Here is a 15,119-nt window from a genome sequence, read left to right as displayed (position 1 = left end):
ATCCTGTGCGGCATACATTAGGGAAACGGGATTAAAAATATGAATTCTTTTGATTATACAGGAAAAACAGCGCTGGTTACCGGAGCGTCTTCGGGCATAGGTCGTGATTTTGCCAGGCAGCTCGCGGCCCGCGGCGTGGCCTTGATCCTGATCGCCCGCTCCGAACCAAAGCTGCAGGCGCTTGCCGCAGAGTTAGTCAGAAAGCATGGCGTATCCATCACGATTATTGTGCAGGATTTAGTGAAACCGGAGGCCATTCCCCACATTGTGGAACGGCTTGAAACCTTAAGGCGTTGCCCCGACATTCTGATCAATTGCGCCGGGTTCGCCACCTATGGGCCATTCGAAAAGCTCTCTATCGACAGGCAGCGTGATGAGATAAACGTGAACTGCCTGGCCCCTGTGGAGCTGACGCACGCCATGCTGCCGGGAATGCTCCAGAAAGGCTCGGGGATGATTATTAACGTGGCCTCAACGGCCGCGATGCAGCCGGATCCCTATATGGCGATTTATGGCGCAACTAAAGCCTTCCTGCTCTCGTTTTCGAATGCGCTGTGGGGTGAGTATCGCTCAAAGGGCATCCGCGTTCTGGCGCTTTGCCCCGGCGCAACGGATACGGCCTTTTTTGATGTGGTGAATGCGGAGGAAGCCTCGGTAGGTAAAAGAATGCCCGCAGACAAGGTGGTCGCCCTGGCGCTAAAGGCCGTGGAGAGTAACCGTAGCACCCTGATTACCGGATGCGGTAACTGGCTTCTGGGGCAGCTACACCGGTTCGTGACGCGAAAGCGTCTGGTGCTCATCGTTGAAAAAATATTGCGTCCACGCTCGGCTTAAGCAAAAACGGCTCTGTTCAGTGCAAGGGAGTTGCGCTGAAATCCTCGCTTATCGCAGACAGATAGATGCCATAGTGCGCGAAAAACAGTGATACACTTACCCCACCTGGTTGATCGTCCCGTCTGAAGGGCGCATGATGAATGACGGTAACCAAAGTACGAAATGGTCACTCGTTGTTAATCGTAGCCTGTCACGCTAAGCTTAAATAATGACTAAAAATATGAACCCCCCATCAGCACGTGGTCCACTTGACCACGCTGTCAGAGAGCAAATCGTCGAAGCCGCTTTTGAGCACTTCGGTCACTACGGCTATGAAAAAACCACCGTCGCCGAGCTGGCTAAATCCATCGGTTTTTCTAAGTCCTACATTTATAAGTTTTTCGATTCCAAACAGGCTATCGGCGAGGTGATCTGCGCTAACCGCCTGGAGTTGATCATGGCGGCGGTGCTTTCCGCCATCAAGGATGTGCCGTCAGCAAGCGAAAAATTACGCCGTCTTTTCAAAGCGCTCACCGAAGCGGGAAGCGAGCTGTTTTTCCACGACCGTAAGCTGTACGACATTGCCGCCGTCGCCGCACGCGAGCAGTGGCCGTCGACAGAACGGTATGCAGAAAGCCTGATGAAGCTAATTGAGAGCATCATTATCGAAGGCAGGCAGGCCGGAGAGTTTGAGAGAAAAACGCCGCTGGACGAGGTCACACAGGCTATCCACATGGTGATGTGTCCTTTTATCAATCCCATCCAGCTGCAGTACAACCTCGAAATGGCCCCCACCGCGGCGGTGCTTCTCTCTTCACTGATTTTAAGAAGCCTGGCCCCCTAAATTGTGACCATTGACATTTTTGGTCACTAGTCAGAGAATGCGGATACCGTCCCGTTACGTCAAAAAGGTTTCCCATGCTCAGGCTCACTTCAGCCCGCGTTGCCGTTTGTCTCCTGCCGTTTGCCCTGGTGGCATGCGGCGATATTTCCGCGAGTGACGATCCGCGCACAAAGCCACCGCTCGTCAGATCCGCTTCCGTCGAGCTTGCGAACAATACCGCCCGCGCCTTCACGGGCGTTGTGGTCGCGAGAACGCAAAGCGATTTGGGTTTCAGAGTTCAGGGAAAAATCCTTGAGCGACTGGTTGATACGGGGCAGACCGTCAAACAGGGGCAGCCCTTACTGCGCCTGGATCCCGTTGACCTGAAATTACAGGCTCAGGCGCAGCAGCGTGCGGTGGATGCTGCCCAGGCGCGTGCGCGAAAAGCCTCCAGCGATGAAGCGCGCTATCGCGGCCTTGTGGCATCCGGCGCCGTATCTGCCTCGGAGTATGACCAGATCAAGGCGGCGGCCGATACGGCCAGAGCCGATCTCAGCGCCGCCCGGGCACAGGCCAACGTGGCGCAAAACGCCACGGGCTATGCCGTACTGCTGGCGGATTCAGACGGCGTGGTCATGGAGACGCTCGCCGAGCCGGGTCAGGTCGTCAGTGCCGGACAGGTGGTGATCAGGCTCGCCAGAGCGGGACAACGCGAAGCGCTCGTGCAGCTTCCGGAAACGCTGCGCCCTGCCGTCGGCAGCGAGGCGCAGGCCACCCTTTATGGCAAAGAAGAAAACCCGGTCACCGCAACGCTGCGCCTGCTGTCTGACTCTGCCGATGCCGCGACCCGCACTTATGAAGCCCGCTACGTGCTGGATGGCCTGCTGGCAAACGCGCCGCTGGGGGCGACCGTCACGCTGAACATTCAGGACAATAAAGCGGAAGGTCAGGTCATGCAGGTTCCGCTGGCTTCACTCTATGATGCAGGAAAAGGTCCCGGCGTCTGGCGTATTTCCGCCCAGCCGGCAAAAGTCGCATGGACGCCCGTCAAGGTACTGAGCGTGGGTGAAGATGCGGTGCAGGTCACGGGCGGCGTGAAGCCCGGTGAGAAAATTGTTGCGTTAGGCGCCCATCTTCTGCACGAAGGTGAGGTCGTCAGGCTTGCCAAACAACGCAACGCCGCCCTGGCGGAGAACACACCATGAGCGGAAGCCGCTTCAACCTGTCAGCGCTGGCCGTCCGCGAACGTTCCATCACGCTGTTTCTGATCGTTCTGGTCACCATTGCCGGAATTTACGCCTTCTTTGGGCTCGGTCGCGCGGAAGATCCACCCTTCACGGTAAAGCAAATGACGGTGATAACCGTCTGGCCTGGCGCCACCGCGCAGGAGATCCAGGATCAGGTCGCCGAACCGCTGGAAAAGCGCCTGCAGGAGCTCAAATGGTACGACCGTACCGAAACCTATACCCGTCCCGGCATGGCGTTTATCACGTTGTCATTGCAGGACAAGACCCCGCCTGCCGAAGTGCAGGAGGAGTTCTATCAGGCGCGTAAGAAGCTTGGAGATGAATCTCAACGTCTTCCGGCGGGCGTCATCGGCCCGATGATCAATGACGAATTCTCGGATGTCACCTTTGCCCTCTTTGCCCTGAAAGCGAAAGGCGAACCGCAGCGGCAGCTGGTACGTGATGCCGAAGGCCTGCGCCAGCAGCTTCTGCACGTTCCCGGCGTGAAAAAAGTGAACATTATCGGCGAACAGGCCGAGCGGATTTATATCTCCTTCTCCCATGACCGTCTGGCGACGATAGGGCTCTCACCCCAGGATATTTTCAATGCGCTCAACAGCCAGAACGCGTTGACCGCGGCGGGTTCCATTGAGACCCGAGGCGCGCAAATTTTTATCCGCCTGGACGGCGCGTTCGATGAACTGCAGAAAATCCGCGATACGCCTTTTGTTGCTCAGGGCAAAACGCTCAAGCTGTCCGACGTGGCAACGGTTGAGCGAGGCTACGAAGATCCCCCGACGATGCTGATACGTAATCAGCATGAACCCGCCCTTCTGCTGGGCATCGTGATGCGCGAAGGCTGGAACGGTCTGGCGCTGGGTAAAGCGCTGGATACGGAAACGGCAAAAATCAATGATAGCCTGCCGCTTGGCATGTCCCTGACCAAAGTCACCGACCAGTCCGTGAATATTCGCTCGTCGGTCGATGAGTTTATGATCAAATTCTTCGTCGCCCTGCTTGTGGTCATGGTGGTGTGTTTTGTCAGCATGGGCTGGCGCGTGGGGGTGGTGGTTGCGGCGGCGGTCCCGCTGACGCTGGCGGTCGTCTTCGTGGTGATGGAAGCCGCGGGAATAAACTTTGACCGCGTGACATTGGGCTCCCTGATCCTCGCCCTCGGCCTGCTGGTTGACGATGCGATTATCGCTATCGAAATGATGGTGGTAAAAATGGAGGAAGGTTACGACAGAATCAAAGCCTCGGCCTTCGCCTGGAGCCATACCGCCGCGCCCATGCTGGCCGGAACCCTGGTGACGGCCATTGGCTTTATGCCGAATGGTTTTGCCCAGTCGACCGCCGGGGAATACACCAGCAATATGTTCTGGATTGTCGGCCTCGCCCTGATTGCATCGTGGTTTGTCGCGGTGGTGTTCACGCCCTATCTTGGGGTGAAGATCCTGCCGGCGATCCCCAAAGTAGAAGGCGGTCATGCCGCCATCTATAACACGCCTCGCTATAACCGTTTTCGCCAGCTGCTTGGCCGCGTTATCGCCAGGAAATGGCGGGTGGCCGGCGCTGTGGTCGCCATATTCATCCTGGCCGTGCTCGGCATGGGGCTGGTAAAAAAACAATTTTTCCCGACCTCCGATCGCCCGGAAGTGCTGGTTGAAGTGCAGATGCCCTACGGCACCTCGATAGCGCAAACCAGCTCCGCAACGGCAAAAATAGAAGCGTGGCTGGGCCAGCAGCCTGAAGCCAGAATTGTTACCGCCTATATTGGTCAGGGTTCGCCCCGCTTTTATCTGGCGATGGCGCCTGAACTGCCCGATCCGTCTTTTGCGAAAATCGTGATCCTGACGGACAGCGAGACGTCACGCGAGGCGCTCAAGCTCCGGCTGAGAGAAGCGGTCGCCAACGGCCTTGCGCCTGAAGCGCGCGTGCGGGTGACCCAGCTGGTGTTTGGCCCTTACTCGCCCTTCCCGGTTGCCTGGCGCGTGACGGGTCCGGATGTCGAACAGGTGCATGACATCGCTGATAAGGTGAAAGCCGTGCTCCAGGCAAGCCCGATGATGAGAACCGTCAACACCGACTGGGGGTCACGCGTTCCCGTATTGCATTTCACCCTCGATCAAAACCGCCTGCAGGCGACCGGCTTAACCTCCAGTGCCGTTGCCGAGCAGCTTCAGTTCCTGCTGTCAGGTGTGCCCGTCACCTCCGTGCGGGAAGATATTCGCTCGGTAGAGGTGATTGGCCGCGCGGCGGGAGATATCCGTCTTGACCCGGCAAAAATCGAGGGCTTTACCCTTGTCGGCAATGCGGGACAGCGCGTTCCGCTGTCTCAAATCGGCAAGATTGAGATTGGTATGGAAGATCCGATCCTGCGTCGTCGCGATCGCACCCCGACGATAACCGTGCGGGGAGATATCGCTAACAATCTTCAACCACCGGATGTGTCGGTCGCCATCATGAAGCAGCTCCAGCCGATTGTTAATGCGCTGCCGGCCGGATACCGTATCGACATGGCGGGTTCGATTGAGGAATCGGGCAAAGCCACGCAGGCCATGTTGCCGCTGTTCCCGATCATGATTGCCCTGACGCTGCTGATCATCATTTTGCAGGTGCGCTCAATCTCAGCGATGGTGATGGTGTTCTTAACCGCTCCGCTGGGGCTGATTGGCGTGGTGCCTGTACTGTTGATTTTCAATCAGCCGTTTGGCATCAACGCGCTGGTCGGTTTGATCGCCCTTTCCGGCATTCTAATGCGCAATACGCTGATCCTGATCGGTCAAATCGATCATAACAAGAAGGACGGTCTCGAGCCGTTCCAGGCTGTGGTTGAAGCGACGGTCCAGCGCGCGCGCCCGGTCCTGCTGACCGCCATGGCGGCCGTGCTGGCGTTCATTCCCCTGACGCATTCGGTGTTCTGGGGCACGCTGGCCTGGACGCTGATCGGCGGGACGCTGGGCGGGACGATCATCACGCTCGTCTTCCTGCCCGCGATGTATGCGATATGGTTCCGGATCCGCCCTGTGGAACAACGCGTGCAGCGCCCCGCAGAAAGCGTGTAAACTACCATGAGTAGATAACAGTTTTGAGGAAAGTATGGTTGTTAAGCGCTTAAGAAAAGAGGACCGCCGCGTGCAGTTGCTGGAAGTTGCGCGCGGAATCGTTCGCCAGCAAGGCACGGAGGCATTGACGCTTGGCTACCTGGCCGAGCGGGCCAACGTCACCAAGCCTATCCCCTATGACCACTTTGGCGATCGTGAAGGGTTGCTGATGGCGCTGTACCAGGATTATAGCGATCGGCAGCTGGCGAAATTCCGTGAGACGCTGGCGGTCGACAGCAAAACGCTGGAAAAGACGATCCGCTTTTTCAGCGCCGCCTATATCGACTGCGCCATTACTGCCGGGCCTGAAACCGGGCCAATCGCGGCTGCGCTGTCCGGTTCCCACGCGTTGCAGACGTTTCGTGAGGCATGCGTGGCCGAATGTGCCGACTGCCTGCGTACCGCGCTTTCCCCTTTTATCGTCTTAAAAGGCGTTCAGGGGGAAGCGGTACTGACGGCCATCATTGGCGCGGCGGACGCGCTCAGCACCGCGGCGGGCAACGGCGTACTCGCCCGAAATATTGCGGAAGATATGCTCAGCGGCGCCATGACCGGCGTGCTGGAGACCTACGCGAATAGCACAAAATGATCGTCGGGGGCGGATTGACACCTAAGTTACCAATAGTAATATAGGTATCACTTCTCCCCCATTCTGAGGTCGCTATGTCTGCTACACATGCCATTAATAACGCACTGATCGTGACGGCTCACCCTGTCGACAATTCATTATCCCATTCGCTGGCAACCCATATTGCCGGAAAATTACGCGAGCAAGGTACGCAGGTTGAGATCGCCGATCTGCATGCTGAAGGGTTTAATCCGGCCATGTCTCGCGCCGACCTTGATTTGTATCACGGCGATCCGAGCGCCCTTCCCGACGATATTCTGCGCGAGCAGCAGCGCGTCGAGCGAGCGGATATGCTGGTGTTTGTCTTCCCCGTGTACTGGTGGTCGGTCCCCGCGCTGTTGAAAGGCTGGTTCGATCGCGTATTAACCCTGAACTGGGCGTATAAGGTGGCCGATGACGGACGGATTGTGGGCAACTTACGGGATGTTCCCGTCCGCCTGATTGCCACTGGCGGCAGCGATCTCACCGGATTTGATAAACACGGCTATTCGACGGCGATTCAGACGCAGATTATCGAAGGTGTATTTGGCTTCTGCGGGTTGAAGAACGTTAAGCTCGATATCCTTTACCAGGCAGATACGGCGACGCCTGAGCAGGTTGAGGAATTCCTGCAAGGGCTCGGCAGAATTCTATAATATCATCCCGGCGCAACGCTAACGTTGCACCTACTGATGTTGGTGTATTGAAGAGAATCTCTCACCAGCGCTATAACTGTACGCGATAGTTGCGCTTACAGCGAAATAAACAAAGGTCATTGCATGTATCAGTCAGTTCAGCCAACAACCACGCTCACCACCACCGGAACCTTCGGCGGCGTGAGTGTATCTGTAGCAAACGACTGACAAACAGAACCTCAATCCCCGCCACTCTGGACGGGGAAATATCTCTCCGTTCACCACCCTCTGAATGGAGAAATAAAATGGTTTCGTCTGACAATGCACTCCTGGTTATCGACATGCAGCAGGGCCTCTTCCGGGGCCCGGTTTCCCCCTGTTCCGCCGATGCCGTTCTGGAAAATATCCGTTTGTTAATCACCCACGCGCGACGCGCGCAGGTGCCCATCTTTTTTGCCCGCCATATTGGACCAGACGACTCCCCGCTCTCAGAGAAGGGTCCGTTAACACAGCTGATACCCGAGCTGGGCGTGAAGGAGCAGGATGTTGTTTTCACCAAGCGCTATCCCAGCTGTTTTAGGGATACGGTATTGCTGCGAGAACTTAATCAGCGAGGTGTCAAACAGCTGGTCATTGCCGGGATGAAAACAGAATTTTGCGTTGATACGACCTGTCGGGCCGCACCGGATCTGGGGTTCAGGACGGTATTGATTTCTGATGCGCATACCACAATGGATAATGACTATTTATCCGCCAGCGACATTATTGCCCATCACAACAGCACCCTGGCAGGTCCGTTCGTGACGCTGTCGACTGCCCGCGACTGGCATTTTAATAGGGCGAGTTGAGTTGGCGGGTTCGTCTCTCTCTTCCCCGGCGCGCCTTTGCGCGCCGGGGACATAAGTGCACAATTACAGGGTAAAACCACCGTCACCCACCTGCGCCTGAGCGTACCATTTCATCAACTCCGCGCTACCGGGTGCGTTCTCAGCCGGTGACCATGGGGCGGTATCGTGCTCAGGAACGGGCTGGTAGCCACCGTGTTTTACCTCAAAAATAACGCCGCCTTTATCCAGCGACAGCACGGCATGCCAGGTACCGGCATCCATCTCCAGCACTTTGCAGTCTTCACCTAACACCACGCGCTGGGTCACGTTACCGCTGTCATCAAAATTCAACACCAGAAAGCGACCACTCAGCGCCGTCAGCAGTTCAAACGTGTGCGGGTGGCGATGGGGGCGAACATAGGTACCGGGTTCCATCGCGATGGCCAGGCGCTGCACCGGGTCGCTCAGCTCAGGGTGTAAATTGCGATGGGCGCGTAAGCGAGGAGAATTTGCAGCCTGCTCGCTTTGTTGCTGCAGGTCACTGAAAGTAATTTGTTTCATATACACCTTTGTGAATGGGGTCATCTGACGGCAACCCGATTGCCGCAAGACGTTATACCATCCTGAACGGTTGATGGGCGATGGCATTTGTGAAACAAATCGCTGCATGGATAAGCTTTCATATCTCCCGGCAGGAGGATCATCAGTAGAACTGACATGAAAATCGCCATTCCCCTTCTGATGACCGGTGAAAGTAACCGATACCATTATCCGCCCACATCCAGTTTACTTTTTCTTCCGACCCAACCTGAAAAACAAAATCGTCGATTCCCACACCGTGTTGTATCTCAGCCGGAAATCCCCCGACCTTGGTTCCCCTGTAGCGATTAAAGTCCTCAAAAAAACTATCACAGGCCTGCTCATCATCATTTACGCAAGAGAGATCAATAATGTCCCAGGCATCTTCCCATCCAGGTGCATCGTCAATGACACTCAGCCATTGAACAGGAAACGCGCGATACGGAGTGTCCAATTCAGGCAATAACTGAAGCCCTTCAAGGGTGGCATACTCGCGGATTAACCATCCTTCACCGTGCGGTTCGTCAAAGGGATGTTGTTCCAAATTGTGGAATAACACCAGAAGGGCTATCCCCTTTAACTGGTCGGGAATAACAGGAAGCTCGTCCACCCGAATCTGAAGAAGCGGAAACATCGGCTTGCCCTTCCAGGTGGGTAATCCTTCATCTGCAAGAGAAACGCCCTTTAGAAACCAGGATGTCATGGGATCTTCAGACGGCCGGAACCCACCTACCTGCGCGACCGATGCGGGTCTTAGTGTGGTCCGGAGTTCTTCTAAAACTGATGCACTCTCGAATTTCATGTTTGCTCGCTTTGTAGACTCTTTCTGCGTAGAAGTTTTACCACTCATTGTAAGGTAATCATCAGGCTCTAAGAAACGCATAGGATATTAAACCCTATGTTGAGTAAAACTCACATTGATTCCCACTATTTATCGTTTTTCAAAAGTGACGCCCTGAAATACCATCCATTCATCCCTGGGATAGAAAAAATAAATAATACCAAGCCTGTATGGAGCACCTATGACACTCGATGTTTTATTCCATGTAATGAACATTATCTCGCCTCATAAATTTAGCGCCCAAGCAAATGTGCATGAGTTGATAACGTTACTTTCAACAGAAAAAGAAAGCTCAGAAGCGCTTTCACCTTTCATCCACCGACTGCACCTCCTCTCTTTCGCCCAAAGCAATCCGGGCAACGCCAAAGAGTTGCTCTCAGCGCATTTACCAAAAGAGGATGGGATCCTTCCGCTGCTTGACTTTGCGCAGTGGCCAAAGGTGCATTACGCTGCGTCAGGCGAAGTTCAGACGCGTGAATCCGAGGAGTATTTCCGTGCCATGACCTCGGCTGCCAATCTGTTACGCACTGCGCTGATCGATGCTGAACGGGCAAAAGGGACGCCTGCGCTTTATATTCTCGATAAATTACTTAACCTGAACAGCGCCCTGCCGGAAAGATATAAAAAGATGGCGAATATTCCCTACGCATAAATACGTTCAATATGCGGGATACCCCATAATAAATATTCCGCTATTTATTAAACCCGCTTTTCATTGTAATCAAGACAGACGATATCCAAAGAAGGCACCACCGGCACGTTAAGGTTAAGCCACGCCAGCAGCCGTTCAATACTCTGTCCTCTGAGCGAATTTTTGGGCCAGACAAGATAGTAACCGTCCCCTGTTGCTATCGCCTCCCTGAAAGGCAGCGCGAGCAGGCCGCTTTTCAGCGCGTCGAGCGTGAGCCGGAGATCGGCCATCGCCACGCCGTGTCCGTGCATGGCCGCAAGGCTCCCCTGCTCCAGGGTGTCGAACACGATTCCGCCGCTCATGTCGAGGCCGGGGAATAAGCCCGTCCTTTTCAGCCAGCGCTTCCAGTCCCGTCTGTCCGGCGACGGATGAATAAGATCGCAATCTGGAAGCGTATGCCGGGCAGACTCCAGCAAAGACGGAGTACAAACGGGAATAAGCCATTCGCTGAACAGCAGCCTGCTTTCTGTTGACTCGCCGAAATAGCCGTTACCGAGGAGGATCGCACAATCGTAAGGCTCACGACTGAAATCAACGGTATCGAAGTCCATCCAGACGCTGGCAATTTCGATTTTGGGCTTCGCGTGGTTCTCGCGGAAGGATTTAAGCACATCCAGAAGCCATCGCATCGTCAGCGAGCTGGGTGCTTTAAGGCGCAGAAGGTGGTTTTCACTTTTGAATGCACGACAGGCCCACTCAATATTCGAGAAACTTTCGCTAAGCTGCCCGGCCAGAATACGTCCGGCATCGCTGACCTCCACTCTCGGCCCCTGTCGTTTAAACAGCTCGCAGTCGAACCACATTTCCAGCGTCTGGACATGCCTGCTGACCGCCCCCGGCGTGATATGGAGTGTTTCAGCCGCTTTGCTGAAGGAGTTCAGCCGTGCGGCAACTTCGAACGCGCGCAGCGCATACAGTGGCGGTAAAGACATACATTCCCTTTTTGTAAGGTGTAATCATGCAGTTTATGTATTATCGGCACACGGTGACGTTTCATCCCATTTCTCAGCCGGAAACGCCAGCAGCAATTCCCTCAGCAGGGACTCAAGCTGCGCGTGCTGCGCATCAGACAAGTTGCTCAGCAGCGCATTTTGCGTCTGAGTGTGCACGATCAGCGCCTGTTCGATACGCTCCTGCCCGTGCGGTGTCAGGCTTACGAGCGTGCTGCGCTTGTCATCCGGATCGGCAATTCGCCTGATAAGACCTTGCTTTTCGAGATGGCTGAGCCGGTTCGTCATCGCCCCTGAGGTGATCAACAGCGATTTATACAGCTGTGTGGGGGAAAGGCAGTACGGCTCACCGGCGCGGCGCAGCGTGGCGAGCACGTCAAACTCGCCCTCGCGAAAACCAAACTGCGCCATCGCCTCCGCCCATTCTTTTCCCAGATGCTTCATCAGCCGGAGCATTCGGCCAAAAATTTTCATCGATGAGGCGTCCAGTTCCGGCATGGCACGGCTCCACTGGCCGACAACGAAGTCTACATGGTCTTTCATTTTCACCCCCTGATGGCGTGGGTATTTATCCTGTTGTGCGGTACATCTTACGCAAAAACACATTTTATCTTAACGTTAAGATAAATGCTTGTGGCAATTTGCCCGGCCATTCACAACCGAAAAGGATCTCCTGTTGAAACGCACATCGCCTTTACTCTTCGCCGCTATCGCTTTTATCGTCGGGCTGAACCTGCGCCCCATTCTGGCCTCTGTCGGACCGTTGTTTTCCGTGCTGCAGCGCGAAGCGGGGCTAACGGCTACGCAATTTAGCCTGCTGACCACCCTGCCGGTCGCGATGATGGGACTGGCTGCCCTGTGTGGCCCCTGGCTTTTAGCCAGAGTCGGTGCCGTACGGGGAATTATGCTCGGGCTCTTCATCCTGCTTATGGCCTGTTTATTACGCGGTTTTAGCGCCTCACCGGAGAGTCTGATGGGCACCGCGTTACTGGGCGGGGCCAGTATCGGCATGATCCAGGCCTTAATGCCTGCCCTGATAAAAAAGGAATATACGCAAACGGCCAGCACGGTAATGTCGCTATTCAGCACGGGCATTATGGCCGGTGCGGCAGTCGCCGCCGCCAGCGCCGAGCCGTTGTTTTCATGGCTGACGCTGAAGCCCGCGCTGGCAATGGCCGGGCTGTTAGCGCTGCTGGCGCTGATACTGTGGTTAACCCTGGTTAAGCATCCTCAGGGGGAAAAAACAGCACCCGAAACCGTTACGCTCTCCTCCTCCCGTACGGCACTGCTGTTGCTCTTTTTCGGCGTGGGAACGGGAGCCTATACGCTGGTATTGGCCTGGCTGCCCCCGCTTTATATTCAGGCGGGATGGTCCGCACGCAGCAGCGGCTACATGCTGGCCTGGCTGACGTTAACCGAGGTTGTCGCAGGGTTTGCCGTCTCCGCGCTGATCGGTAAATTCCCCGACCGTCGCGTGCCGCTGATCGCCGTATTGTTGCTGCTGCTGGCGGGACTCCTGTGTCTGGTCTTTTCGCCGGGTACAACGCCGGTATTATCCACGCTACTGCTTGGCATCGGGATCGGCGCCCTCTTCCCGCTGTCGCTCATCGTTACGTTCGATCATGCGCGAACGCCCGCGCAGGCCGGGAAGTTACTGTCAAAAGTTCAGGGAGGTGGATACATGATCGCCGCGCTTATGCCGTTAATTGCGGGGATCGTTCGCGACAGTTCGGTCTCGCTGACCAGCGCATGGCTGATCATGAGTGCGGGAGTCGTGCTGCTGATCGTCATCGCGTTGAATTTTAAACCCGTCGTGGGCGTGCAGGCACGATGAATGCGATACCAGAATTGAGAGTCGTATTTCAGCCAGTCGTAATATAAATTCAGGGTGAATTTCACCTCACGCAGGAGTAGATATGTCGCAGACGTTAGCGGGAATGGATGTCTTGTTTGTCGCCGGGTTCGGGCCCATTTCTCGGGATACGGAGTCCAGCACCGCGTTTTATGTCCAGACACTCGGCCTTCCGCTGAAGCCGATGGAGGGGAATACCGATTATCTGCTCACTGAAGGGGGCCAGTTGGCAGGCGTGAAGCATTTTGCCGTCTGGCCGCTCGCACAGGCGGCTATGTCATGTTTTGGCGAAGAACAGTGGCCCGCAGAGCACCCGATACCGCAGGGATGGGTTGAATACGAAGTACAGGATCTCGATTCTGCTACCCGTATTCTGAGTGAAAAAGGCTATCGGTTACTGGTGGCTAACCGTATGGAACCGTGGGGGCAAACCGTCACTCGCCTGCTCAGCCCGGAAGGCTTGCTTACCGGGCTGACGATTACGCCGTGGTTGCGGGGATAATGTCTTATAGCGCGAAGCAGACTTGCATAAGGGCAATGTCTGCTTTGAGCGCGCGTGGACCAGGCAATGAACCGCTAAATATAGCGGTTTTTTCTTAATATTAAATAAGCTCTCACCTGTTTTCGAACCATCCGGATTATCTATAAAAATTTAGGAATTGACTCTTATTGTTCAATCCGCGCGGAGATCGTTCGGGTTTAATATTGTATTGCTGATGTTAAATCTATCGTAACTACATTTGTTAGTTATAACGCTAACTCACCCTCTGCTTATAAAAAGCTTGCACCTCGCAATCGCTAAAGCCTGTTAAAAAGTTAACATCTGGTGTTGCAATCATTTCCGACAAATTGTTTTTATAACTCATTCAACCGGCAAGTTTCTGCCCTCTTTCAACAAGATGTTAAAGCTAAATATAACACAGTAAGATGTGTGATGAATTACATTACTAACTAACTATTTAATAGCGGAAGTTTTTCTTAATTGAGCACGAGCAGGAAATCTGTCGCCACATATAATTAACAATTCCTTTTCATTTCATTATATAAGTTTCACAATGGAATATTTAGTTAGCTAAATATAAATTTTTTTAATGCTTTACATTTTTTTTAATCAAGAGTATTACTTTTTAACGCCATATATAGATGAGGAATGGATGATGCATATATCGTATATTGATACGTACTTACCAGGATGTAATATCAACAATGAAGAGCTTGGGAGTAGATTAAACTTCAAACCTCAGTTAATAGAAAAATTATTTGGGAACTATGGGCGTCACTTCTCAACCAATCTAAAAACGGGAGAGAACACAGCATCGTGCACTGATTTAATACACTTAATGATGCAAAAGCTTATTTCGTTAAATGATAATGGAATGAGGGACATTGATTTTGTCCTGGTATCAACAGCTACTCCTGACTTGCTTTTACCCACAAGCATCAATGAAGCGTGTAACATGATAGGGTTCAAAAATATTGAGACCTACCAAATCATTGGTGGTTGCTCTGGTGCCGTACAAGCATTAAAGATGGCTGATTATATGCTCAAAAGTGGCCTGCACCATAAAGGGTTAGTAATTGGCGTCGAATGTTCAAACAAGTTCCTCAATCTATTTGATGAAACCAAGACTAAAGTTGAACCGAAAGAAATGGTTAACTACTGTCTGTTTGGTGATGGCGTTGGTGGTTGTATTGTTAGCTCTGAAAGAACTTCGGGTTCTGTCTATGTGAAGGGTATTGATTACAAATACAATGGATTGCAGGAAAAAATTGGCCAACTGGCTAACTGGAGCGGCTCAAGGAAAGATTTTGATGATGGGCAACCTATGCTTAAAGAGGAATATAAATTAATTGAATGTTTAGTCCCTAAATTAACAAATGAGACATATACTGAGTTAAAAAACAAATACTCATCCAAACGAGACATCAGATGGTTTATGCCTCCTCAGCTGTCCGGACGTATGGTTAATAATATTTGTAATGGCATGAACATTCATGAGAGTAAAATCCTTTCGCTTGTTCATGAGATCGGTAATTGCGCAAATGCAGCTTTGTATTTTCAACTGAAAGAGTTTTTTGATCTATCAGATGAAGGCGATGAAGGGATTGCCATATCAATCGAATCATCACGGTGGTTATCTTCTGGTTTATATTTAAAAAAGGAATATTAA

The 15,119-nt window shown here is 53.5% G+C and carries 15 protein-coding genes; 11 read left to right on the top strand and 4 right to left on the bottom strand.

Annotated elements, in window-relative coordinates; translation table 11 throughout:
* Positions 1 to 39: 39 nt before the first annotated feature.
* The 7 genes from OTG14_RS06680 to OTG14_RS06650 all read left to right on the top strand — a co-directional run bounded on the left by OTG14_RS06680 (position 40) and on the right by OTG14_RS06650 (position 8,056).
* Positions 40 to 834 (top strand): SDR family NAD(P)-dependent oxidoreductase, encoded by a 795-nt coding sequence (locus tag OTG14_RS06680; protein WP_048993124.1) that lies wholly within the window; start codon positions 40 to 42, stop codon positions 832 to 834.
* A gap of 208 nt (positions 835 to 1,042) precedes the next feature.
* Positions 1,043 to 1,657, top strand: coding sequence for a TetR/AcrR family transcriptional regulator (locus tag OTG14_RS06675; RefSeq protein ID WP_267214779.1), 615 nt, complete (start codon positions 1,043 to 1,045; stop codon positions 1,655 to 1,657).
* Between the two features lie 74 nt (positions 1,658 to 1,731).
* A complete protein-coding gene (locus tag OTG14_RS06670) occupies positions 1,732 to 2,841 on the top strand; it encodes an efflux RND transporter periplasmic adaptor subunit (RefSeq protein ID WP_024908015.1) in 1,110 nt (369 codons plus the stop codon).
* A complete protein-coding gene (locus OTG14_RS06665; RefSeq protein WP_090417078.1) occupies positions 2,838 to 5,927 on the top strand; it encodes an efflux RND transporter permease subunit in 3,090 nt (1,029 codons plus the stop codon). Before OTG14_RS06670 ends, OTG14_RS06665 begins: the two co-directional genes overlap by 4 nt.
* A 34-nt stretch (positions 5,928 to 5,961) precedes the next feature.
* Positions 5,962 to 6,555 carry a TetR/AcrR family transcriptional regulator gene (locus tag OTG14_RS06660; RefSeq protein WP_024908017.1) on the top strand — a complete coding sequence of 198 codons (594 nt, stop codon included), beginning with the start codon at positions 5,962 to 5,964 and terminating at the stop codon, positions 6,553 to 6,555.
* Positions 6,556 to 6,629: 74 nt separating this feature from the next.
* Positions 6,630 to 7,229: an NAD(P)H-dependent oxidoreductase gene (locus OTG14_RS06655; protein WP_267214778.1), complete on the top strand. Its 600-nt coding sequence runs from the start codon at positions 6,630 to 6,632 to the stop codon at positions 7,227 to 7,229.
* 284 nt (positions 7,230 to 7,513) lie between these two features.
* On the top strand, positions 7,514 to 8,056 hold the full coding sequence (locus tag OTG14_RS06650) for a cysteine hydrolase family protein (RefSeq protein WP_267214777.1): 543 nt from the start codon (positions 7,514 to 7,516) through the stop codon (positions 8,054 to 8,056).
* A gap of 63 nt (positions 8,057 to 8,119) precedes the next feature.
* Here the strand turns inward: OTG14_RS06650 and OTG14_RS06645 are convergent, their stop codons facing one another.
* Together OTG14_RS06645 and OTG14_RS06640 are read right to left on the bottom strand one after the other, a co-directional pair.
* Positions 8,120 to 8,596, bottom strand: coding sequence for a WbuC family cupin fold metalloprotein (locus OTG14_RS06645; protein WP_014883727.1), 477 nt, complete (start codon positions 8,594 to 8,596; stop codon positions 8,120 to 8,122).
* A gap of 142 nt (positions 8,597 to 8,738) precedes the next feature.
* Positions 8,739 to 9,317, bottom strand: coding sequence for a DUF1963 domain-containing protein (locus OTG14_RS06640; protein ID WP_267214776.1), 579 nt, complete (start codon positions 9,315 to 9,317; stop codon positions 8,739 to 8,741).
* Between the two features lie 319 nt (positions 9,318 to 9,636).
* Between OTG14_RS06640 and OTG14_RS06635 the strand changes: the two genes are divergently transcribed.
* A complete protein-coding gene (locus OTG14_RS06635) occupies positions 9,637 to 10,107 on the top strand; it encodes a hypothetical protein (RefSeq protein ID WP_267214775.1) in 471 nt (156 codons plus the stop codon).
* Positions 10,108 to 10,154: 47 nt separating this feature from the next.
* Here OTG14_RS06635 and OTG14_RS06630 read toward each other — a convergent pair whose 3' ends face one another.
* Positions 10,155 to 11,078, bottom strand: coding sequence for a LysR substrate-binding domain-containing protein (locus OTG14_RS06630; protein ID WP_267214774.1), 924 nt, complete (start codon positions 11,076 to 11,078; stop codon positions 10,155 to 10,157).
* A 33-nt stretch (positions 11,079 to 11,111) separates the two neighbouring features.
* Positions 11,112 to 11,639 (bottom strand): MarR family winged helix-turn-helix transcriptional regulator, encoded by a 528-nt coding sequence (locus OTG14_RS06625; RefSeq protein WP_267214773.1) that lies wholly within the window; start codon positions 11,637 to 11,639, stop codon positions 11,112 to 11,114.
* Positions 11,640 to 11,772: 133 nt separating this feature from the next.
* Here OTG14_RS06625 and OTG14_RS06620 point away from each other — a divergent pair, with 133 nt between their 5' ends.
* The 3 genes from OTG14_RS06620 to OTG14_RS06610 all read left to right on the top strand — a co-directional run bounded on the left by OTG14_RS06620 (position 11,773) and on the right by OTG14_RS06610 (position 15,119).
* The gene (locus OTG14_RS06620; protein WP_267214772.1) at positions 11,773 to 12,930 is read left to right on the top strand and encodes an MFS transporter; all 1,158 of its coding nucleotides are present in this window, start codon (positions 11,773 to 11,775) and stop codon (positions 12,928 to 12,930) included.
* An 82-nt stretch (positions 12,931 to 13,012) separates the two neighbouring features.
* Positions 13,013 to 13,450 carry a VOC family protein gene (locus tag OTG14_RS06615; protein WP_267214771.1) on the top strand — a complete coding sequence of 146 codons (438 nt, stop codon included), beginning with the start codon at positions 13,013 to 13,015 and terminating at the stop codon, positions 13,448 to 13,450.
* A gap of 652 nt (positions 13,451 to 14,102) precedes the next feature.
* A complete protein-coding gene (locus OTG14_RS06610; protein WP_208763852.1) occupies positions 14,103 to 15,119 on the top strand; it encodes a 3-oxoacyl-[acyl-carrier-protein] synthase III C-terminal domain-containing protein in 1,017 nt (338 codons plus the stop codon).

It is taken from the genome of Enterobacter pseudoroggenkampii (genome assembly GCF_026420145.1).
Classification (GTDB): domain Bacteria; phylum Pseudomonadota; class Gammaproteobacteria; order Enterobacterales; family Enterobacteriaceae; genus Enterobacter; species Enterobacter pseudoroggenkampii.
Note: the sequence above shows the minus strand (reverse complement) of the source record. Positions and strands in the feature narration are given on the sequence as shown.

Excerpts from the sequence above, each read along its gene's own strand:
- OTG14_RS06645 (WP_014883727.1), bottom strand. The coding sequence starts at position 8,596 with ATGAAACAAATTACTTTCAGTGACCTGCAGCAACAAAGCGAGCAGGCT.
- OTG14_RS06630 (WP_267214774.1), bottom strand. The coding sequence starts at position 11,078 with ATGTCTTTACCGCCACTGTATGCGCTGCGCGCGTTCGAAGTTGCCGCA.
- OTG14_RS06660 (WP_024908017.1), top strand. The coding sequence starts at position 5,962 with ATGGTTGTTAAGCGCTTAAGAAAAGAGGACCGCCGCGTGCAGTTGCTG.
- OTG14_RS06610 (WP_208763852.1), top strand. The coding sequence starts at position 14,103 with ATGATGCATATATCGTATATTGATACGTACTTACCAGGATGTAATATC.
- OTG14_RS06680 (WP_048993124.1), top strand. The coding sequence starts at position 40 with ATGAATTCTTTTGATTATACAGGAAAAACAGCGCTGGTTACCGGAGCG.
- OTG14_RS06665 (WP_090417078.1), top strand. The coding sequence starts at position 2,838 with ATGAGCGGAAGCCGCTTCAACCTGTCAGCGCTGGCCGTCCGCGAACGT.
- OTG14_RS06640 (WP_267214776.1), bottom strand. The coding sequence starts at position 9,317 with ATGACATCCTGGTTTCTAAAGGGCGTTTCTCTTGCAGATGAAGGATTA.
- OTG14_RS06655 (WP_267214778.1), top strand. The coding sequence starts at position 6,630 with ATGTCTGCTACACATGCCATTAATAACGCACTGATCGTGACGGCTCAC.
- OTG14_RS06670 (WP_024908015.1), top strand. The coding sequence starts at position 1,732 with ATGCTCAGGCTCACTTCAGCCCGCGTTGCCGTTTGTCTCCTGCCGTTT.
- OTG14_RS06615 (WP_267214771.1), top strand. The coding sequence starts at position 13,013 with ATGTCGCAGACGTTAGCGGGAATGGATGTCTTGTTTGTCGCCGGGTTC.
- OTG14_RS06625 (WP_267214773.1), bottom strand. The coding sequence starts at position 11,639 with ATGAAAGACCATGTAGACTTCGTTGTCGGCCAGTGGAGCCGTGCCATG.
- OTG14_RS06650 (WP_267214777.1), top strand. The coding sequence starts at position 7,514 with ATGGTTTCGTCTGACAATGCACTCCTGGTTATCGACATGCAGCAGGGC.
- OTG14_RS06675 (WP_267214779.1), top strand. The coding sequence starts at position 1,043 with ATGACTAAAAATATGAACCCCCCATCAGCACGTGGTCCACTTGACCAC.
- OTG14_RS06635 (WP_267214775.1), top strand. The coding sequence starts at position 9,637 with ATGACACTCGATGTTTTATTCCATGTAATGAACATTATCTCGCCTCAT.